The 21,070-nt window shown below is 64.9% G+C and carries 17 protein-coding genes; 10 read left to right on the top strand and 7 right to left on the bottom strand.

Annotation, left to right across the window (positions count from 1 at the left end; genetic code table 11):
• Nucleotides 1–19: 19 nt before the first annotated feature.
• Nucleotides 20–1,042, bottom strand: a complete 1,023-nt coding sequence (locus D6B98_RS32055; protein ID WP_126261018.1) for an ABC transporter substrate-binding protein — start codon at nt 1,040–1,042, stop codon at nt 20–22.
• 148 nt (nt 1,043–1,190) lie between these two features.
• Between D6B98_RS32055 and D6B98_RS32050 the strand changes: the two genes are divergently transcribed.
• The 5 genes from D6B98_RS32050 (at nt 1,191) to D6B98_RS32030 (ending at nt 7,881) form a co-directional block, all read left to right on the top strand.
• Nucleotides 1,191–1,997, top strand: a complete 807-nt coding sequence (locus tag D6B98_RS32050; protein ID WP_126261017.1) for a creatininase family protein — start codon at nt 1,191–1,193, stop codon at nt 1,995–1,997.
• Nucleotides 1,998–2,137: 140 nt separating this feature from the next.
• Nucleotides 2,138–2,401: a hypothetical protein gene (locus D6B98_RS32045; RefSeq protein ID WP_164719011.1), complete on the top strand. Its 264-nt coding sequence runs from the start codon at nt 2,138–2,140 to the stop codon at nt 2,399–2,401.
• 336 nt (nt 2,402–2,737) lie between these two features.
• The gene (locus D6B98_RS32040) at nt 2,738–4,774 is read left to right on the top strand and encodes a carbohydrate porin (protein ID WP_126261015.1); all 2,037 of its coding nucleotides are present in this window, start codon (nt 2,738–2,740) and stop codon (nt 4,772–4,774) included.
• A 40-nt stretch (nt 4,775–4,814) separates the two neighbouring features.
• A complete protein-coding gene (locus D6B98_RS32035; RefSeq protein ID WP_126261014.1) occupies nt 4,815–6,548 on the top strand; it encodes an ABC transporter permease in 1,734 nt (577 codons plus the stop codon).
• Between the two features lie 13 nt (nt 6,549–6,561).
• Nucleotides 6,562–7,881 (top strand): ABC transporter ATP-binding protein, encoded by a 1,320-nt coding sequence (locus D6B98_RS32030; RefSeq protein WP_126261013.1) that lies wholly within the window; start codon nt 6,562–6,564, stop codon nt 7,879–7,881.
• Between the two features lie 6 nt (nt 7,882–7,887).
• Here the strand turns inward: D6B98_RS32030 and D6B98_RS32025 are convergent, their stop codons facing one another.
• A complete protein-coding gene (locus D6B98_RS32025; protein WP_126261012.1) occupies nt 7,888–9,963 on the bottom strand; it encodes a methyl-accepting chemotaxis protein in 2,076 nt (691 codons plus the stop codon).
• 240 nt (nt 9,964–10,203) lie between these two features.
• On the opposite strand from D6B98_RS32025, the gene D6B98_RS32020 reads away from it, so the two are divergent.
• On the top strand, nt 10,204–11,499 hold the full coding sequence (locus tag D6B98_RS32020; RefSeq protein WP_126261011.1) for a hemolysin family protein: 1,296 nt from the start codon (nt 10,204–10,206) through the stop codon (nt 11,497–11,499).
• 96 nt (nt 11,500–11,595) lie between these two features.
• Here D6B98_RS32020 and D6B98_RS32015 read toward each other — a convergent pair whose 3' ends face one another.
• The 3 genes from D6B98_RS32015 to D6B98_RS32005 all read right to left on the bottom strand — a co-directional run bounded on the left by D6B98_RS32015 (nt 11,596) and on the right by D6B98_RS32005 (nt 14,809).
• Nucleotides 11,596–11,835 (bottom strand): PilZ domain-containing protein, encoded by a 240-nt coding sequence (locus tag D6B98_RS32015; RefSeq protein WP_126261099.1) that lies wholly within the window; start codon nt 11,833–11,835, stop codon nt 11,596–11,598.
• 91 nt (nt 11,836–11,926) lie between these two features.
• Complete coding sequence (locus D6B98_RS32010) at nt 11,927–13,615, bottom strand: FMN-binding glutamate synthase family protein (RefSeq protein ID WP_502699955.1); 1,689 nt, start codon at nt 13,613–13,615, stop codon at nt 11,927–11,929.
• Between the two features lie 420 nt (nt 13,616–14,035).
• The gene (locus D6B98_RS32005; protein ID WP_126261010.1) at nt 14,036–14,809 is read right to left on the bottom strand and encodes a ferredoxin--NADP reductase; all 774 of its coding nucleotides are present in this window, start codon (nt 14,807–14,809) and stop codon (nt 14,036–14,038) included.
• A 373-nt stretch (nt 14,810–15,182) separates the two neighbouring features.
• Between D6B98_RS32005 and D6B98_RS32000 the strand changes: the two genes are divergently transcribed.
• Nucleotides 15,183–15,995: an ATP-grasp domain-containing protein gene (locus D6B98_RS32000; RefSeq protein ID WP_126261009.1), complete on the top strand. Its 813-nt coding sequence runs from the start codon at nt 15,183–15,185 to the stop codon at nt 15,993–15,995.
• A gap of 168 nt (nt 15,996–16,163) precedes the next feature.
• Here D6B98_RS32000 and D6B98_RS31995 read toward each other — a convergent pair whose 3' ends face one another.
• Both D6B98_RS31995 and D6B98_RS31990 read right to left on the bottom strand, forming a co-directional pair.
• The gene (locus D6B98_RS31995; protein ID WP_126261008.1) at nt 16,164–17,117 is read right to left on the bottom strand and encodes an amino acid ABC transporter substrate-binding protein; all 954 of its coding nucleotides are present in this window, start codon (nt 17,115–17,117) and stop codon (nt 16,164–16,166) included.
• Nucleotides 17,118–17,126: 9 nt separating this feature from the next.
• Nucleotides 17,127–18,425, bottom strand: a complete 1,299-nt coding sequence (locus tag D6B98_RS31990) for a dicarboxylate/amino acid:cation symporter (RefSeq protein ID WP_126261007.1) — start codon at nt 18,423–18,425, stop codon at nt 17,127–17,129.
• A 211-nt stretch (nt 18,426–18,636) separates the two neighbouring features.
• Between D6B98_RS31990 and D6B98_RS31985 the strand changes: the two genes are divergently transcribed.
• The 3 genes from D6B98_RS31985 (at nt 18,637) to D6B98_RS31975 (ending at nt 20,932) form a co-directional block, all read left to right on the top strand.
• Nucleotides 18,637–19,644 carry an NADP-dependent oxidoreductase gene (locus D6B98_RS31985; protein WP_126261006.1) on the top strand — a complete coding sequence of 336 codons (1,008 nt, stop codon included), beginning with the start codon at nt 18,637–18,639 and terminating at the stop codon, nt 19,642–19,644.
• A gap of 146 nt (nt 19,645–19,790) precedes the next feature.
• On the top strand, nt 19,791–20,588 hold the full coding sequence (locus D6B98_RS31980; protein ID WP_126261005.1) for a cysteine rich repeat-containing protein: 798 nt from the start codon (nt 19,791–19,793) through the stop codon (nt 20,586–20,588).
• A gap of 128 nt (nt 20,589–20,716) precedes the next feature.
• Entirely contained in the window at nt 20,717–20,932 is a 216-nt protein-coding gene (locus tag D6B98_RS31975) for a hypothetical protein (RefSeq protein ID WP_126261004.1), read from the top strand.
• The last annotated feature ends 138 nt before the right edge of the window (nt 20,933–21,070 follow it).

Here is a 21,070-nt window from a genome sequence, read left to right as displayed (position 1 = left end):
TGCCAAATCTCAACATACGCTACGGCTTGTTCGGACGCAGCTCGACGCCGACGCCCTTGTTGACGAAGCGCAGCGTATAGGATTTGCGGAAGTCGAGATCTGCCTTCACGACGCCGGCCTTGACCATCTTGTTGAAGAAGGAGGTGTAACGCTCGTCGCTCATCGCGCCGATGCCGTTCTTCAAGGAGTCGCCGGAATCGACGATGCCGTGCTCCTTCATCTTGACGACGGAATAGGCGAGCAGATCGTCGGTCATCTCGGGATTGAGCTGCTTGATCAGGGCGTTGCCGGCGGAATTGTCGCGGTAGATGTAATTGTACCAGCCGATCATGGAGGCATCGACGAAGCGCTGGACCAGATCGGGCTTCTTCTCGACGATGTCGCGGCGGGTCTCGATCAGGGTCGAATAGGTGTTGAAGCCGTAATCGGCCAGCAGCAGCACGTTGGGCTTGAAGCCCGCCGCCTTCTCGACCGCAAAGGGCTCGGAAGTGACGTAGCCCTGCATCGCGCTCTTGGGGTTGGCGATGAAGGGCTGCGGATTGAAATTATAGGGGCGGACGTTCTTCTCGCTGAAGCCGTATTCGGATTTCAGCCATTGGAAATAGCTGCCCATACCCTCCTTGGAGACGAACAGCGTCAGCGGCTTGAGATCCTCGATCTTGCTGACCTTGACATCCGGCTGCGTCAGCATCACCTGCGGGTCTTTCTGGAAGATCGCGGCGATGGTCACGACGGGGACGTTGTTGGCGACCGCGTCGAACGACATCAGCGTGTTCGCGGCCATGAAGAAATCGATCTTGCCGGCGATCAGCAGCATCCGGTTGTTCTCGTTGGGACCGCCGGGGACGATGGTGACGTCGAGGCCGTATTTCTTGTAAGTGCCGTCGGCGACCGCCTGGAAGAAGCCGCCATGCTCGGCCTCGGCGACCCAGTTGGTGCCGAAAGTGACCTTGTCGAGCGTCTCGGCCCGCGCCGGCACGAGAGAAACGAGGGCGGCGAAGAGGCCCGCCGTGAGCGTTCGCCGCAGATGAAAGTGGGTCATAATGGCACTCCGTCGCTCGCCTAAAGCCCAATCGCGTCTGGCCCATATGAACGCAACGCGATAGAACCGCATGACATCGGGGAGCCGGCCGGGTCCGCATCCCCCTGATAACCCAAATTACGTGACAAATTCGGGCAAAGAAACCTTGATGACGCCGTCCCGCGACTGGACCGAGATCCGCTGGGCCGATGCGCCCGCTACGGAGACGGCGCGCTGGATCGCGGTGCTGCCGCTGGCGGCGACCGAGCAGCACGGCCCGCATCTGCCTGTCACAACCGACGTGCTGATCGCGGACGCCTATCTGGCGCGCACGCGCGAGCTGTTGCCCGCCAGCGTTCCAGCGACGTTCCTGCCCGTTGAGCCGGTCGGGATCTCCACCGAGCATATCGACTATCCGGGCACGCAGACGCTGCCGACCGAGGTCGCGCTGAAGCGATGGACCGGGATCGGCGAAGACATCGCGCGGCGCGGCGTGAAGAAGCTCGTCATCATCACCAGCCATGGCGGCAACAGCGCGGCGATGATGCTGGTCGCACAGGATCTTCGCGCGCATCAAAAACTGTTCGTGGTGACGACGTCGTGGTCGCGGCTGTCAGGCGCCGACAAGCTATTCCCGGCGGAGGAAGTGCGCCACGGCATTCATGGCGGCGCGATCGAGACCTCGATCATGCTGGCGCGCTATCCCGATCAGGTGCGTCAAGCCGCGATCGCCGATTTTGCCGCGAGCAGCATCGCACTGGAAAAGCAATATCGCTGGCTGTCGACGCAGCGGCCGGCACCGTTCGCCTGGCAGGCGCAGGATTTGAACGCCAGCGGCGCGATCGGCAATGCGACATTGGCTGAGCCGGCGAAAGGCGAGCAACTGCTCGAGCAGGGCGCGCGCGCCTTTTGCGAGCTGCTCGGCGAGGTCGATAACTTCGACGTGAACAGGCTCGCCAAGGGGCCCCTCGGCTAGCCAATATCCTGCTGGAATCATTCGCGAAAGCTCTCGTCTCCGGCAGCGGATTTGCCGCATTCGAACCGGACGCGAGGAGCCTCCGTCCAACTGGGCACGCGGGCCACAACGGACCGCCTCAACCCCGGATGGAGTTTCTCATGTCGATCAAGACCAAGCTTGCCGCTGCCGCTCTCGCCACGCTCGCCCTGACCGGGAGCATGCTGTCCACCACCTCGCAGGCCGAAGCCAAGCAGCCCGGCTGGGTCTGGGGTGTGGGCGCCGGCATCGCCACCGCCGCCGTCGTCGGCTCCGCGATCGCCGTCAGCAACGACCCCTATTATCACGGCTATCACCGCTGCGGCTGGGTCGCTCAGTACAACGCCTTCGGCCAGTACGTCGGCCGCGTTCGTACCTGCTACTGATTTGAGTACCTGAGGCCGATCTAACGTGGATCCTGCGTCCGACACGGGCGCCTCATCCACCCCGTGTCGTGCCCCCGACCCCGCCCGGCTGTCCCCCCGGGCGGGGTCATTCATTTTAGGGCCGCCGGAATTGTTGCATCCTCGTCACACAGCGGTGCGAACCATCCCCTGTGGCAATCCTTATCAGTTACTATTGCGAATTAATCGCAATAAGGTTTGTCTCGGGGTTCAGGAACTTGGGACGAAGCCGGCTCGAGCCGAGATCATCTCGGCGGTGCGCGGGCGCCTAAGACCTAGTGACAGGGCCGCCGCGAATCGGCAGGGATGTCGCGGTGGATGGATGACATTCGCGTTGGGGCGTGCGTTTTGACTTTGAGAGATCACCGCTACAGGTACTTGCGGACGGCCGCGGCGATAGCCTCAGGCGTGCTGGCTTTTCCCGTAACAGCCCATGCGGCCGATCTGCCGCTGAAGGCACGCGCGGCAAAGACCCTCTACGACTGGACCGGGTTCTATGTCGGCGGCCATTTCGGCTATGGTGACGCCAGCTTCGGACCCGGCACCAACCCACTGCCCTTGCAGGGCGTGGCCTTGCCGCACACCGCCACCGGCCTCACCGGCGGGTACCAGCTCGGCTACAATCGCCAGCTTGCGAACAATGTCGTTCTCGGCATCGAAGCGGACTCCACGTTTCCCGGCCCGCTCGATGTTCCCGCGCACCAGCGCGCCCCGGCTCCGTTCAACACCACGATCGATTATGTCGGCACCGTGCGCGGCCGCATCGGCTATGCCTTCGATCGCTTCATGCCCTTCGTCACCGGCGGTTTCGCCTGGGGGCACACCCATATCAATGTCAACGATGCCGACGGCGTCACCGAGCTGTTCCCGGTCGGCAAATATCATACCGGCTGGACCGCGGGACTCGGTCTCGAATTCGCCGTCAGCGGCAATTGGACCGCGAAGGCCGAGTACGACTACGTCGCGCTGTCGCGCCGAACCTACGATCTCGGCGAATTCGGTCTCGCCAACGTCAATGTCGAGCCGCGCGTTCACCTCTTCAAGCTCGGCCTCAACTACCATTTCGGCGATACGCCCTGGATGGCGCCGGTCAACGGCAAGACGAAGCTGCCCGAGTCCGGCGACTGGAACGTCCACGCCCAGACCACCGTGCTGCCGCAAGGCTATGGCCCGATCCACTCGCCCTATGCGAGCCCGCAGAGCCTTCCCGGCGGCGGCCAGTTTCAGGCGACCTGGACGACCACGGCTTTCCTGGGCGCGCGGCTGTGGGACGGCGGCGAGTTCTACTTCAATCCCGAACTGGCGCAGGGCTTCGGCATCAACGGCACGCTCGGCCTCGCCGGCTTCTCCAACGGCGAGGCGCAGAAGGCCGGCGCGCCGTTTCCGAGGATCCGCGCGCAACGCTATTATTTCAGGCAGACCTTTGGCCTCGGCGGCGAGCAGGAGGAAGTGCCCGACGCCCCGAACCAGCTCGCGGGCAAGCGTGACATCGACCGCGTCACGCTGATCGTCGGCCGCTTCGCCGTCGGCGATTTCTTCGACGGCAATTCCTACGCCAAGGATCCCCGCGCCGACTTCATGAACTGGGCGATGTGGTCGTCGGCCGCTTACGACTTCCCCGCGGATTTGCCCGGCTACACCCGCGGCGCCGTGGTCGAGCTCAATCGGAAGGATTGGGCGGTCCGCGCCGGCCTGTTCCAGGTCCCCGATGCGCCCAACAGCGACGTGCTGGTGTTCAAGACCGGCGGCGCCGTCGTCGAGTTCGAAGAGCGCCACTCGATCTTCGACCAACCCGGCAAGCTGCGGCTTGGCACGTTCTACAACAGCGGCAACACGGCCAATTACCGCGAGGTGGTCGCGATCGCCGCTGCCAACCCTGCGCTCGACATCAACGACATCACGATGGCCAACCAGCGCGACCGTTCGAAATACGGCTTCTACGTCAACCTCGAGCAGCAGATCGTCAAGGACGTCGGGCTGTTCGCGCGCGCAAGCTGGAATGACGGCCAGAACCAGATCCTGTCCTTCACCGACATCGACCGCAGCGTATCGGGCGGCCTGTCGATCAAGGGCAGCCATTGGGGGCGGCCGGACGATACGATCGGCATCGGCGGCGCCGTCAACGGGCTCTCCGACGCGCATCGCGATTTCCTCGCCGCCGGCGGCACCGGCCTGCTGATCGGCGACGGGCGGCTCAACTACAGCCCGGAACGCATCCTCGAAGCCTACTATGCCTGGAAGCTCAATTCCTGGACGACCATGACGTTCGATTACCAGTTCATCACAAACCCGGCCTATAACGCCGACCGTGGGCCTGTCTCGATCTTCTCGGGCCGCCTGCACGCCGAGTTCTAGCCCCACCACTTCAGCCCAACCTTCCAGAAGGGCAGGCCGCATGAAGCTCCAGGATTTTCGCAGCGCCGCCATCGGGCAGGCGCTGCGTCCCAATGTCTGGGACATCGCCGCACTGATCCTGGTGGTCGGCGCACTGGTGCTGATCGTCTATGGCGGCGAGCAGACCACGGCGCCGCTGTCGGAGCTCGAGCTGACGCCGGTGTCGCTCGACCCGTCGAACCTGCCGCTTTATGCGCTGCGCACGACGTTGCGGATGCTGCTCGCGATCGTCTGCTCCACCGTCTTCACCTTCGTCTATGCGGCGATCGCCGCCAAGAGCCGGCGCGCCGAGATGGTGTTGATCCCGCTGCTCGACATCCTGCAATCGGTGCCGATCCTGGGTTTTCTGACATTCACCGTCGTGTTCTTCATGAACCTGTTTCCGGGCCAGGTACTGGGCGCCGAGCTCGCGTCCGTGTTTGCGATCTTCACCAGCCAGGCCTGGAACATGACCTTCAGCATGTACCAGTCGATGCGCAACGTGCCGAAGGACCTCGAGGAGGCCACGCGCAGCTTCCACCTCTCCGGCTGGCAGCGCTTCTGGCGCCTCGACGTGCCCTTCGCGATGCCGGGCCTGATCTGGAACGCGATGATGTCGATGTCGGGCGGCTGGTTCTTCGTGGTGGCCTCGGAGGCGATCACCGTCGGCAACACCACGGTGACGCTGCCGGGTGTCGGCTCCTACGTCGCGCTGGCCATCCAGCAGCAGAACCTGTCCGCAATCCTCTTTGCCATCCTCGCCATGCTGCTCGTGATCATCGCCTATGATCAGCTGCTGTTTCGCCCGATCGTCGCCTGGGCGGACAAGTTCCGGTTCGAGCAAACCGCCTCCGGCGACGCGCCGACCTCCTGGATGCTCGACCTGTTCCGTCGCACCCGGGCGCTGCGCGCCCTCACGCGCCCCTTCGCGGCGGCGAACAGGATGGTCTCGAATTTGCGCGTCCCGCTGCCGACACTGTCTCCTGCGGGAAGCGGCAAGGGCCGTCCGTCCCGCCTCGTCGACACGCTGTGGATCGCCCTGGTCCTCGCCGGCACGGCCTATGCCGCCTGGCTGACCTATCGCTACCTCTCGGCCAGTCTCGGAATGTCCGACGTTCTCGTCGTCATCGGCAGCGGGCTCATCACGCTGTTGCGCGTGGTCGTGCTGATCAGCCTCGCCACGCTGATCTGGGTGCCCGTGGGCGTGTGGATCGGACTTCGTCCAAAGCTTGCCGAGCGTGTGCAGCCGCTTGCGCAGTTCTTCGCCGCGTTCCCGGCCAACCTCGCCTTTCCGGTCTTCGTCTCTCTCATCGTCCACTACGGGTTGAGCGCCAATGTCTGGCTGAGCCCGCTGATGATCCTGGGCACGCAGTGGTACATCCTGTTCAACGTGATCGCGGGTGCGAGCGCCTTTCCAGGCGATTTGCGCGAGGCCGCGAGCAGCTTCCATCTCGGCGGATGGCGCTGGTGGTTCAAGGTGATCCTGCCCGGCATTTTTCCCTATTATATCACCGGCGCGATCACGGCGTCCGGCGGCTCATGGAACGCGTCCATCGTCGCGGAGGTCGCCAGCTGGGGCGACACGCATTTGCAGGCCACCGGATTGGGAGCCTATATCGCCACGGCAACGGAGGCCGGCGACTTTCCGCGGGTCGTGCTCGGCATCGCCGCGATGTGTATCATGGTGACGCTGTTCAATCGCCTGCTCTGGCGGCCACTCTATGCCTTCGGCGAGCGCCGCCTTCGCCTCGGCTGATGAGGAGGAATCCATGCTTGACCAGGTAGAGCCATCCGCCCTCATCGACATCCGGAACCTCTCCCGCTCGTTTCCGAAGGGCAGCGGCGAGCAGCTGCTGGTGCTGGACGGGGTCGACCTCACGATCCGATCGGGCGAGATCGTCGGCCTGCTCGGCCGCTCCGGATCCGGCAAGTCCACCTTGCTGCGGATCATCGCGGGCCTCGTCACGCCCTCCTCGGGCAGCGCGACCTGCCGCGGCGACACCATCGTCGGTCCGCCGAACGGGATCGCCATGGTATTTCAGTCGTTCGCGCTGTTTCCCTGGTTGACGGTGCTGCAGAACGTCGAGCTCGGACTGGAGGCACTTGGCATCGAGACCACCGTGCGGCGCAAGCGCGCGCTCGCCGCGATCGACCTGATCGGCCTCGACGGCTTCGAATCCGCCTACCCCAAGGAACTGTCGGGCGGCATGCGCCAGCGCGTCGGTTTTGCCCGTGCGCTGGTCGTCCATCCCGACCTCTTGCTGATGGACGAGCCATTCTCCGCACTCGACGTCCTCACCGCCGAGACGCTGCGCACAGATGTGATCGACCTCTGGACCGAAGGCCGGTTGCCGATCAAGTCGGTCCTGATGGTGACGCACAATATCGAGGAAGCGGTTCTGATGTGCGACCGCATCCTGGTGTTCTCGTCCAATCCGGGCCGCGTCGCCGCCGAGATCAAGGTCGACATGCCGCATCCGCGCAACCGGCTCGATCCCTATTTCCGGCAGCTCGTCGACAGCATCTACGCGCGCATGACCCAGCGCGCCGAGCCCAAAATGCCTTCCCATGAGGGGATCCCGGGCACCGGCGTCGGCATGGCGTTGCACCACGTGTCGTCGAACGTATTGTCCGGACTGATCGAGGCCCTGGCGAGCCCACCCTATCACGGGCACGCCGACCTGCCCGTGCTCGCAAGCCAGCTCCAGTTCGAGGCCGACGAGATCCTGCATCTCGGCGAGTCCTTGCAGCTGCTGCGCTTTGCTCAGCTCAGCGAGGGCGATTTGATGCTCACCGATGCCGGCCGGCGCTTCGCCCATCTCGAGACCGACGCACGCAAGCGATTGTTCGCGGAGCATCTGGTTTCCTACGTGCCGGTCATCGGACTGATCCGCCGCGTGCTCGACGAACGTCCCTCGCACACCGCACCGGCCGCGCGTTTCCGCAACGAGCTCGAGGACTACATGTCCGAGGACTACGCGGACGAGACGCTGAAGACGGTCGTGTCCTGGGGACGCTACGCCGAGCTGTTCGCCTATGACGAGCAGTCCGAGACGTTCAGCCTGGAGAATCCCGGCGAGGGTGTTTGACCCTGCCTACGCCGCCCGGATCGCGTCCAGGAATTTGCCGACCTCGACCTTGAGACGGCTGCTCTCGCCGGACAGCGATCTCGCTGACGTGAGCACGTTGGCGGACGCCGAGCCGGTCTGGCTTGCGCCGCGCTGCACGTCGACGATGCTGGCGGAGACCTGCTGGGTGCCGCGCGCGGCCTGCTGCACGTTGCGGGAAATCTCCCGCGTCGCCGCGCCCTGCTCCTCGACCGCCGAGGCGATCGCGGAGGCGATCTCCGACATGCGGGTGATGGTGTCGCCGATCGCCTTGATGGCGCCGACGGATTCCTCCGTCGCGGTCTGGATACCCGAGATCTGCTGGCTGATCTCGCCGGTGGCCTTGGCGGTCTGCTCGGCGAGCGCCTTGACCTCGGAGGCGACGACGGCGAAGCCGCGCCCGGCCTCGCCGGCCCGCGCCGCCTCGATGGTGGCGTTGAGGGCGAGAAGATTGGTCTGGCCCGCGATCTGGCTGATGAGCTCGACGACATCTCCGATCCGCCCTGCAGCCTTGGCGAGCTCGCCGACATGGTCGTTGGTCCGCCCCGCCTGCTGCACCGCCTCGCCGGCAATGCGCGCGGAATCCTGCACCTGGCGGCTGATCTCGTCGACCGACGAGGCCATCTCCTCGGCCGCCGCGGCAACGGTCTGCACGTTGGTGGAAGCCTGCTCGGAGGCGGCCGCGACGGTTGCGGTGACCTTCTCCGATTGGTCGGCGGTGCTCGTCAGCGTGCCCGCGGACACTTCCAGCTCGGACGAGGCCGACGACACCGTGTTGATGACGTCGCCGATCATGGCTTCGAACTCGCGCGCGATCTGGTCCATGCGCTGGCTGCGCCGCAGCTTCGCCTCGGCCTCGACCGCAGCGGCCTCGTCGGCGGCTTTCTTGGCGAGCAGCGAATCCTTGAAGTGCTGGAGCGAGCCCGCCACCCGGCCGATCTCGTCGTCGCGGCCGGTCGTGGGAATCTCGACCTCGTGCTGTCCGGCGGCGAGCGTTCCGATCACGTCCGCGATCCGGCCGAGCGGTGCCACCACGCGCTTGCGCAGCATCATGGTCACGCCACCGAGCGTTCCGAGCAAAGCCAGCACCGCGACGCCCGCCAGCGCGAGCATCGCCAGGGCGCCGTTGCGCGCAGCCGTGGCGCGCTCGGCCGCTTCGGCCAGCGCGGCGTCGCGCACGCCGTAGAACATCTGGATGGCGGGGACGATCACCTTCGCCAGCTCCTCGGCGTTGACGCCATACTTGCCGTCGCTGCGGGCCGCAGGCATCGCCTGCTCCACGATCGGGGCTGCTTTTCCGAAATAGGACTCCGTCGCCGCCTTCAGCGCGGTGGCGATCCGGGGCGGATTGCCGAGCTGCTGCATGCCGGCCTCGATGCGCTCGCGGTCGGCTTCGACACGTCCCTGCATGCGGTCCATCAACGAGATTTCGGCGGCCACCAGCGGACGGCGTGTGGACAGAGCCGGTGACAAGGTGGCGGCGCGGCTGCCGGCCGAGACACGCAGATCCTGCGCCGTTCGCGCCAGGCTCAAGAGCGCCGCAAGCGAGGAATCGGCGTTGACGACCTGCCCTTCGAGCTGGTTCATGACCGGCTCGATATTGCTGAGGACCTCGGCAACGGCGGGCAGGAAGCCCTTGACCACAGCGCTGTCGCGCGCCGCCAGGGGAACGCTCATCGCGCGATCTGCCGCCGTGTAGATATCCTTGAGCCGTCGGGCGGTGCGATCCAGAATGTCGATCATCGCTGCGCTGTCATCGAGCACCATGATGGCGCGCCTTGCCGCCTCGAATCCGGCATCGGCCGTTTTGGCGGCCTTCCCGGCAGCTTCGCTCTGGGCCGGCGTCGCAGCGGCTTCCTGGAAGAGCGGACCGATATAGGGCGCACGAAACCCGGCGATATGCTGGCTGACGGTCAACATCGCACCGAAGGCGTCGACCGTCTTGATCGCGTCGGAGCGGTTCGTGAAGATGCGCGTCTGGGGGATCAGCACCTCGGCGCCGAGGACGACCGCAAAGACCGTCACCGTCAGCATCGACAGCGCAAAAAGTTTCCCGATCCGCATCTTGGAGTTCCCCGAATATATTTCTGCAATGTCGAAAATCTAGCTGCCGGCCATGAAGGGGCGGTTAAGCATCAATCCGTAGTTCCGCGGAGTATCGGGTCGTCAAGGACGCTTCGGTAACGTTGTCGCGCACGGGTTCCGTCGGCCAGATGTGGCGAAATTGCCGGCATTTCCGCTCCGAATACCTATATCAAGGCAGGTGCCGCTGCTCTGGCCGCACTCCGTTACCTCGGAACCTGAATGCTCTCGGTCGAACTCGTCATCGTCGTCGTCCTGATCGTGATCAACGGCCTCCTGTCCATGTCCGAGCTGGCCGTGGTCTCGTCGCGTCCGGCGCGGCTGTCGCTGCTCGCGGCCAAGGGCGTGCGCGGAGCCGAGCGGGCGCTGACGCTGGCGGCCGATCCCGGCAAATTCCTCTCGACGGTGCAGATCGGCATCACGCTGGTCGGGGTGCTCTCCGGGGCGTTCTCGGGCGCGACGCTCGGACAGCGGCTGACGCAATGGCTGCTCGAGCTCGGCCTGTCCCCCGGCCTTGCCGACATCGTCGGCGTCGGCCTCGTCGTCACGCTCATCACTTACGCCACCCTGATCGTCGGCGAGCTGGTGCCGAAACAGGTGGCGCTGCGCGACCCCGAAAGCATCGCGGTGAGGGTCGCGCCGGCCATGCACGTGCTCGCGAAGGTCTCGCTGCCGCTGGTCTTTCTGCTCGACGTCTCCGGCAAGCTGATCCTCACTTTGCTCGGCCGCGGCGGCAAGGCCGAGGAGAAGGTCTCCGAGGACGAGATCCATCATCTTGTCAGCGAGGCCGAGAGTGCAGGCGTGCTCGAGCCCGGCGAGAAGGAGATGATCGCCGGCGTGATGCGGCTCGGCGACCGGCCGGTCGGCGCGGTCATGACGCCGCGCACGGAGGTCGACGAGATCGACCTGAACGCCCCGCCTGAGGAGATTCGCGAGATCGTCGCCAGGAGCCCGCACTCGCGCTTTCCCGTCTCCGACGGCGACCGCGACAAGCCGATCGGCGTGCTCCAGGCCAAGGATCTGCTGGTCGCCTATATGAACGAACGCAACCCCGACCTGCGCGCGCTGGTGCGCGAGGCGCCCGGCATCCCGGCGTCGGCGGATGCGCGCGACGTGCTGACCATTCTGAGGACCGCTCCGGTTCATGTCGGTTTCGTCTACGACGAATACGGTGGCTTCGAGGGCATGGTGACGGCCACCGACATCCTCGAGTCGATCGTCGGCGCCTTCCATTCCGAAGCGGGACCGCCGGAGCCGGCCTATGTCAGGCGCGCGGACGATTCGTTCCTGATCTCCGGCTGGATGCCGGTCGACGAGTTCGGCGATTTGCTCGGCGTCGAATTGCCGCCGCACCGCTACAACACGGTGGCGGGCCTCGTGCTGCAACAATTCAACGCGCTGCCGAACACTGGCGATGCCTTCGACTTCGGCGGCTGGCACATCGAGGTGGTCGATCTCGACGGGCGGAGGATCGACAAGATCTTGGCGAGCCGGCTGAGCGAGGTCGAGACGGGGTGAATTGAGCCAAAGCGCGAACCTCAATCTCCGCTGTCGTCCCGGACAAGCGCGCTCGTCCGGGACGACACCGGAGATTGCGGCGCGCTCCGCACCCACTCACCCGAATCTCACGCCGATCCGCTTCTCCTTGCGCCAGACCACCCTGCAAGCGCGATGCGTTGCGTCCGCCGGAACGAACAGGGTGAAATGCTCGGGAATGCCGAGTGGGCTGGTGACGTCGAGCGCGGCGCCGGTGTCGGACAGGTTGCGGACGGTGCAATCGATCGCGCCGCCGCCGAACTCGATGGTTCCGGCTTTCAGCACGCGATGCCTTGCCTTGTTGCGCCGTTCGTCCATGGGCATAATTTACACCCAAAGTTGAACCAACCGTTAAAAGCCCGCTCCGCTCTCGCCTTGCGCAGGCCGGTAGCGCGGTGGGGCGCTGCCGCTACAGCGCCGGCTGGAACGTGTCCGCGCGTGCCATCCGCCAGGCGTCGCTGAAACGCGGGTCCGCGGTGCCTTCGAGCAGCTCGCCCGGACGCAGCGCCGGATAGAGCTGAGCAAAGGATCTCACCTGCGTCGTCGAAGTCCGTTGGCTGAAATGGATCGGGCGCAGCTGCTGCGGATGATCGAGGCCGGCGGCGGCGATCAGCTCGGTCAGCGAATGCAGCGTCGCGTGGTGATAATTGTGCACGCGGTCGATCTTGAGCGGCACATAGAGCGCGCGCGCGCGCGTCGGGTCCTGCGTTGCCACCCCGGTCGGACAGCGGTCGGTGTGGCAGCTCAGCGACTGGATGCAGCCGAGCGAGAACATGAAGCCGCGCGCCGAGTTGCAATAGTCGGCGCCGATCGCCATGGCGCGCGCCATGTCGAAGGCGGTGGCGATCTTGCCGGAGGCGCCGATCTTGATGCGGTCGCGCGCATTGATGCCGATCAGCGCGTTGTGAACGAAATTGACGCCCTCGCGCATCGGCGTGCCCAAGTGATCCATGAATTCCAGCGGCGCCGCACCGGTGCCGCCTTCATTGCCGTCGACGACGATGAAATCCGGATAGATGCCGGTCTCGAGCATCGCCTTGCAGATCGCCAGGAATTCCCAGGGATGGCCGATGCAGAGCTTGAAGCCGGCCGGCTTGCCGCCCGAGAGGCGGCGCATCTCGGCGATGAACTGCATCATGCCGGCCGGGGTGGAGAACGCGCGGTGCGAGGCCGGCGAGATGCAGTCCTCGCCCATCGCGACGCCGCGGATCTTGGAGATCTCCTCCGAGACCTTTGCCGCCGGCAGCACGCCGCCATGGCCGGGCTTGGCGCCCTGGCTGACCTTGAGCTCGACCATCTTGATCTGGTCGTCGCAGGCGACGCGCGCGAACGCTTCGGGATCGAAGCTGCCGTCGAGATGACGGCAGCCGAAATAGCCGGAGCCGATCTCCCAGATGATGTCGCCGCCCATCTCGCGATGGTAGGGGCTGACGCCGCCCTCGCCGGTGTCGTGCGCGAAGCCGCCCTTCTTCGCGCCGGCATTGAGCGCCCGCACCGCGTTGGGGCTGAGCGCGCCGAAGCTCATCGCGGAGATGTTGAACACCGAGGCCGAATAGGGCTTGGTGCAATCGGGACCGCCGACGGTGATGCGGAATTTCTCCGGCGCATGCGTCTTCGGCGCGACCGAGTGGTGCATCCACTCGTAGCCCTCGCGGTAGACGTCCTCCTGGGTGCCGAACGGACGCTTGTCGAGCTCCATCTTGGCGCGCTGATAGACCACCGCGCGGGTGTCGCGCGAGAACGGCATGCCGTCCTTCTCGCTCTCGAAGAAATATTGCCGCATCTCGGGGCGGATCTCTTCGAGCAGAAAGCGGATATGCGCCGAGATAGGGTAGTTGCGCAGCACCGCGTGGCTCTTCTGCAGGAGATCGCGGACGCCGAGCAGCGTCAGCGCGCCGAAGATCAGGATCGGCACCAGCAGGATGTCGAAGATCTTGCTGTCGACGATGCCGATACCGATCAGGAGCGCGGTGACGACCGCGCAGATCGTCAGCACGATGAAGCGGGGCGAGAAGGGCAGCAGCAGGGTTTCCATGATCCCCTCTTCCGCCAGCGGCAGGCGTTTGGGGGATTGCTGCGTCTTGTTGTCGTCGGCCACGATTCCTATCCTCTCGCCAGCATGAGGCGGTACGATACGCCTTCGCCTGTCATACGGATATGACGCGGCCCTTGTTTCAGGCTAGCGAATTCGGCCGAGACAAATCAATCAGCCCGATGGGCGGGTGTTGCGGTGCAGCAAGGGGCTGGGGATGGTGAGCGATCCTGAGCGACGCCCCGATCGGTCGCCAATGGGGCCCACACGCGCCTCCACGCATTCAGCTGTCGTCCCGGGCAAGCGTCAGCGCAGACCCGGGATCCATAACCACAGGATTGCGTGGTGAGGGAAAGCTGTCACTCCGAACTATCGCATAACCCCGGCCTGTGGGTATGGATCCCGGATCGGCGCGCGCTTTGAGCGCGCTTGTCCGGGATGACGAGTCGGATGTGGCGCGCGATCACGCCACTTCTTCGACAGAACTTACCGCTCGACGAACGCCTTCTCGATGACGAAATGGCCGGGCTTGTTGCCGCTGCCTTCGATGAAGTCGCGGCTCTCGAACATCACCTTCAGCTCTTCCAGCATCGCCGGGCTGCCGCACATCATGATGCGATCGGTTGCGATGTCGAGCGGGCCCTGCCCGATGTCGTTGAAGATCTGCTCGGAGCTGATGAGGTCGGTGATGCGGCCGCGGTTCTTGAACGGCTCGCGGGTCACGGTCGGATAGTACACGAGCTTGTCTGCGAGCAGCTCGCCGAACAGCTCGTCCTCGCGCAAGGTCGCGACCAGCTTCTCGCCATAGGCGAGTTCGGAGACCTGGCGGCAGCCGTGCACCAGCACGATGGACTCGAACTGCTCGTAGACCTCGGGGTCCTTGATCAGGCTCGCGAACGGCGCGAGGCCCGTGCCGGTCGAGAGCAGCATCAGCCGCTTGCCGGGAAGGAGGTTGTCGGTGATCAGCGTGCCGGTCGCCTTGCGGCCGACCAGGATGGTGTCGCCTTCCTTGATCTTCTGCAGGCGCGAGGTCAGCGGGCCGTCCTGAACCTTGATCGAGAAGAACTCGAGCTCTTCCTCGTGGTTGGCGCTGGCCATGCTGTAGGCGCGCAGCAGCGGACGGCCGTCGACTTCGAGGCCGATCATGGCGAACTGGCCGTTCTGGAAGCGGAAGCCGGTATCGCGCGTGGCGCGGAAGCTGAACAGCGTGTCGGTCCAGTGCTGGACGGAAAGAACCTTCTCTCGGTAAAACGCGCTCATGATTTTCGATATTCCGAATAATTGCGGTTTTCGGGCAACAGCGTGGCCCGGCCCCTGAAAACGGGGCGGACACCATTGCCATGGCGGAGGATTTCGCGTGTGTGATCTACGCCATTGAGACCAATAATCAACCTCGTTTCGGCTGCAATTGATGCCGATCAAACCGGCATTTGCGGCGGAATTGGACGCATCATTAACGAATCTGCTGCCTCTGCTGCAGAGAGGGCAATTTCTTTTCCCTGCAGGGCTCGATTGCAGCACTTAATTTCCGTCGCGCTCGCGAGAATTTCATTAAGAATAGCTCTGATTTCCCACGCGATTGGCGCCTTTGCCCGCGTTTTTGCGGTCTTCGGCGACAGGAACGACGAAAGACATGACAGGCGACGAGCGAATCTTCGTTCAGGCAATCAGGCGCTATTGTGCGGACCACGGCATCGCCGTCGATCTGCGCGCCGACGGCTGGCTGATCGCGATGCGCCGGGGCCAGATGCGCCGTTTCGCCTTCGGCTACGACATCGGCCTCAACAGCGCGATCGCGCACCGTCTCGCCAACGACAAATCGGCCACCGCCGAGGTGCTGACGCTGGAGCGCGTGCCCTGCGTTCCGCATCACCTCTTCCTCAATCCGAAGCTGGGAAGGAACGTGGTCGGCGCCGGCTGGCGAGCGGCCATGCTCGAGCTGCTCGGCGACAATCCGCAGGGCGTTGTGGTGAAGCCGAACGAGGGAACATCGGGCCGCTCGGTATTCAAGGTGGCGACCGAGGCGGACCTCGACCGCGCGACCAGCGAGGTCTTCTCGATGAGCACGGGCCTCGTGATCTCGCCCTATGTCGCGATCGAGGACGAGGTGCGGGTGGTGCTGCTGGATGATTTGCCGCGCGTCGCCTACAGCAAGCAGCGTGGCGCGGATTGGCGGCACAATCTCGATGCCGGCGCAAAACCGCTGCTGCTGGAGGATGGCGATGTCCGCACCGCCTGCGTCAAGCTCGCGATCGACGCCGCGCGCGCCATCGGCATTGTCTTTGCCTCGATCGACGTGGTTCGTGTCGACGGCGCGTGGCGCGTGCTCGAGATCAATTCCGGCGTGATGATGGAGGCGCTGGCGAAGCTGCATCCCGAGTTGGTGCAGGCGACGTATGACGCGGCGCTGGACCGGGTGTTCGACGAATCGCGCCACGAACGCTGAGCCATCACCGTCATCCTGAGGTGGCCGCTTCTTCAGCGGCCCTCGAAGGACGACGGCCCAACTGGCGGCTCGACCGTTCATCCTTCGAGGCTTGCTCAGCGGTGCGCTTGCACCGCCGAGCGCGCGCCTCAGGATGACGGAGCGAGAGAGTGAGAGAGACGCCCCGGCTCAATTGTTCGCGCCGGCCGAATCGTCCATCGCCTTGAACGCCTCTTCCAGCTGCAGCGAGATCGGCACGTTCAGGCGTTCGCCGGTGGGCAGCCGTGCGGTGAACCATTTGTTGTAGAGCGGGACGAGGTCGCGGTTGGAGGCGAGCTTGCGGAAGGCGCGCTCGACCAATGCGGCGAGCTGCGGCTCGCCCTTCCTGAACATGATGCCGTAGGGATCGTAGGACAAATAGTCCCCAACCACGCGAAAATAGCCTTGCGCCTTATGACGCGCGATCAGGCCATAGAGCAGAATGTCGTCGGTTGCGAACGCATCCGCCTTGCCGTCGTTTACCATCCGGAACGACTGCTCGTGATCCGGCGCGGTCACGATGTTGAGGCCGAGCGAGAGCTTCTTGTCGACAGCGTGCATCGCCTGTTCGTTGGTGGTGCCCTTGGTCACCACCACGGTCTTGCCCTTGAGGTCCGCGACCCCGGAAACAGCCGCTCCCTTCGGCACCATCAGCTTGGTGCCGGCGACGAACATCAAGGGCGAGAAGGCAACGCGCTTGCCGCGCTCGGCATTGGCGGTGGTCGAACCGCATTCCAGGTCGATCTTGTTCTGGAGCATGGCGTCGATGCGGTCGTCCGAGGTGACCTTGACGTAGTCGATCCTGAGGTTGGGATCGTCGACCTCGACGCCGATCTCCTCGACGATGGCCTCGCAGAGCTCCAGGCTGTAGCCGATCGGGCGGCCCGACTGGTCGAGGAAGGAGAACGGCGGCGAGCTCTCGCGATAACCCAGCCGCACGGCATGCGCCTTTTTGATCGCGGCCAGGGTCGGACTGAGCCCTTCGCCAGTCTGCGCGCGCGCAGAGGTCGCGAACAAAGAGGTCGCGGACAAGGCGGCCGCGAGCAGCGATGCCGCGAGCCACAGGCGGCCTGAGGTCAACGACCTCGCCAGGATCTGGACCATGGTTCGCTCCTAGCCATGGCCGGCCATCGCGGGCACCTCGCCCGGCACCATGTCCTCAGGCACGACGTCGCCGGGTCCGAGCGCGTGCTCGGGCCCGAGCTCGCCTTCCCATTTGGCCACGACCGAGGTCGCCAGCGTGTTGCCGATCACGTTGGTGGCGCTGCGGCCCATGTCGAGGAAGGTGTCGATGCCCATGATCATCAGCAGGCCCGCCTCGGGGATGTTGAACTGCGCCAGCGTCGAGGCGATCACGACGAGGGAGGCGCGCGGCACGCCGGCGACGCCCTTGGAGGTGATCATCAGCGTCGCCAGCATCGCGAGCTGGGTGCCGAGCGGCATGTCGATGTGATAGCTCTGCGCGATGAAGACGCTCGCGAAGGTGCAATACATCATCGTGCCGTCGAGGTTGAAGGAATAGCCGAGCGGCAGCACGAAGCTCGAGATCCGCGACGAGGCGCCGAAGCGATTGAGGCCCTCCAGCGTCTTCGGATAGGCCGCCTCCGAGCTCGCGGTCGAGAACGCGATCATCAGCGGTTCGCGGATCAGCTTCAGGAGATGGCTGTAGCGCGGACCGATCACGATGAAGCCGACGACGATCAGGATCGCCCACAGGATCGCCAGCGAGAGATAGAAGCCGCCCATGAAGACGACGAGCTTCCAGAGCACGCCGAGACCGTTCTTGGCGACCGTGGCGGTGATGGCGGCCCACACCGCGAGCGGCGCGAACAGCATCACGTAGCTCGTGACCTTGAGCATGATGTGGCCGATGTCGTCGATCAGCGCCAGGATCGGCTTGGAGCGCTCGGGCATCGCGCCCATCGCCACCGAGAAGAACACGGCGAAGATCACGATCTGCAGGATCTCGTTCTGCGCCATCGCATCCGCGATCGAGGTCGGAATCAGATGGGTGAGGAATTTCTCGATCGAGAAGGCCGACACCGGCAGGCCGGTCGATTGATCCGCGGCGGGCAACGTGCCGGGGAAATTCGCGCCGGGCTGCAGCAGATTGACCATGATCAGGCCGAGCAGCAGCGAGATGAAGGAGGCGCTGACGAACCAGCCCATGGTCTTGGCGAAGATGCGGCCGAGCTTGGAGCCCGAGCCCATATGGGCAATGCCGCCGACCAGGGTCGCGAACACCAGAGGCGCGATGATCATCTTGATCAGGCGCAGGAACATCATGGCGATCAGGTTGATGGCGGAGGCCCACTCGGCGCGCGTGTCGGGCAGGAAGCTGTAGATCGCCGCCCCCATGATGATGCCGAGCACCATCGCCGCCAGAATGTATTGCGTAAACCTGTTGGACATCGTTGATCCCCACGTACATCGGCGCTTCATGATGTCGTAGATATTACAGCGACGCAACACGCTTTGCGTGTGGTCGCGTTTTCGGGATGTTCCCGTTGTGAAATCGCACGCCGCGCTCTAGCCTTCATGCGGCGCAGAACACATGCGGCCTGCACGTTTTGTTTGCGGCGGCTGCATCAATAATCGTCAAGACATCAATGAGGGAAACGCCATGAGCGGCAACGCCAATCGCCAAATTCTGCTGGTCGAAAAGCCCAGCGGCAAGCTCGGCCCGGAGCATTTCAAGATGGTGGACGGCGCAATGCCGGAACCGAAAGACGGCGAGGCCCTGCTGCGCGTGCGATACATTTCACTCGACGCCGCCAACCGCGCCTGGATGCACGGCGCGACCTATCGCTCCGCGGTCGAGGCCAACAGCGTGATGGCCGGCGGCGCCATTGCCGAGGTCGTCAGCTCGAAGGCGCCGGACCTGGCTGCCGGCGACATCGTGTTCGGCGACACCGGCTGGCAGGAATTTGCCGCGGTGCCGGCGAAGCATCTCACCAAGATGCCGAAGCTCGAGCCGATGACGCATCTGCTCAGCGTGTTCGGCATCGCCGGCCTCACCGCCTATTTCGGCCTGCTCGAGATCGGCAAGCCCAAGCAGGGTGAGACCGTGGTGGTTTCCGCGGCCGCGGGCTCGGTCGGCTCGATCGTCGGACAGATCGCCAAGATCAAAGGATGCCGCGTGGTCGGCATTGCCGGCGGCGCGGACAAGTGCAACTGGCTTACTTCCGAGCTCGGTTTCGATGCCGCCGTGGACTACAAGGATGGCGCGGTCTTCAAGGCGTTGCGCGCGGCTGCTCCGAAGGGCATCGACGTCTATTTCGACAATGTCGGCGGCGACATTCTCGAAGCCTGCCTGCCGCAGATGAACAATTACGGCCGCATCGCCTGCTGCGGCGCGATCTCGCAATACGACGGCGCGCCCGCAGCGCACGGCCCGCGCGGCGTGCCGGGACTGATCGTGGTGAAGCGGCTCGTCATGCAGGGCTTCATCGTGATGGACTACATGAAGGAGAGCCAGCGCGCGCTCGCCGAGCTCCAGGCCTGGGTCAAATCCGGCAAGCTGAAGGTGCAGGAAGACATCATCGACGGATTGCAGAACACGCCAGGAGCGCTGATCGGATTGCTCGCGGGCGAGAACCGCGGCAAGCGCATGGTGAGACTGACGACGTAGTCGCGCCCAATTGCGCCGGCATAATTGACTTGCGGTAGAGGCCGAAGCAGCCAAAGATGCCGCTCGCGAGCTGACCCTCGCGACGATTGCGCTTGTATATCTTTTCAAAATAGTCGGCGTTCCCGACCGGGCAGGAATTCATTCAAATGCTCAACACGTTGAAACATGCATCGACGCGCACCGCGTTGCTGGCGACGGCACTCTTCGCAACTGCAACAGGAGCGCTCGCGCAGACCGAGGCCCAGAAGAGCGCCATCCGGTCCGCATGCCGCTCGGACTTCATGGCGCATTGCTCGAGCGTGACGCCCGGCGGAGTGGAGGCGGTTCAATGCCTCGCCAAGAACATGTCGAGCTTGTCGTCGGGGTGCCAGGCTGCGGTTCGCGCGGTCGAGCCGGCCGCCGCGCCGAAGACAGAAGCGGCGCCCGCCAAATCCGAGCCTACCAAATCTGAACCGGCAAAAACGGAAGCGGCGCCCGCCGCCGAGCCAGCGGCCAAGCCGGCTGCAGCAGCAAAGCAGCCGAGCCCTGCCCAGGCTTCCGCGATCAAGAGCGCCTGCCGCGGCGATTATCCCAAGGTCTGCGCCAGCGTGCCGCCCGGCGGCGCGCCCGCCATCGAATGCCTGGAGAAGAACAAGGCGAAGGTGTCGGCCGGTTGCGCCAAGGCCGTGAATGCGGCGTTCGGTGGCGGAGCGGCCGCGCCCGCGTCGGGTGCTGCACCGGCCGCCGCGGCGGCGCCTGCCGCGGCACCGGCCACCATCGTGCTGCGGCCATTGCTGCCGCGCGAAGAGCTGTTCATCGCGCGGTCGGCTTGCGGCGCCGACATCCGCACCCTCTGCGCCGGCGTGGCGCCCGGCGGCGGCCGGATCATCCAATGCATTTCCAACCGGGCGGCATCGCTCTCGCCGGCCTGCAAGGAGGTGCTCGCGCCTTTCGCCGCCAGATAGGGCGGAGCGGATGATGTTTATCCGCAGCACGGAGATGAACTGCGCAGTGCGCGACCAGTTGCTCGCACGCTGACGCAGATACTTTCTTCAGACCCAGTTTCGACCACGACAAGCCCCGGGAGGACACCATGCGTTCATTGCTGCTCGTTGCTTCTGCGCTGCTCGCCTTCGGAGCGTCCATGATTCTCGAGGCCACCGACGCCAACGCGGTGGTGTGCGCCCGCGGCGTCTATCGCGCCGGCTGCGCCGGGCCGAACGCGGCCGTCGTGGTCCGCAAGCCGGCCCCCGTGGTCCGCTGTACCAGGGTGTTGGTGAACGGGGTCTATGTGAAGCGCTGCGTCTGATGCGCGAATAGCCAAGCCGGCGCGGTTTGGCTATGGTTCGGATCTGACGGCTTCGGATGCGCACAAGACGTGTGTCCGAGGGCGAGCTGCGGCGCCCGCGCTCGGCGGATAATTTCCGCTGGCGCCGGACGCCGGAGC

This window comes from Bradyrhizobium sp. LVM 105 (genome assembly GCF_003957705.1).
GTDB classification, from domain to species: domain Bacteria; phylum Pseudomonadota; class Alphaproteobacteria; order Rhizobiales; family Xanthobacteraceae; genus Bradyrhizobium; species Bradyrhizobium frederickii.
The sequence above is the reverse complement of the archived record's forward strand: the minus strand, read 5'-3'. Positions and strand labels throughout refer to the sequence as shown.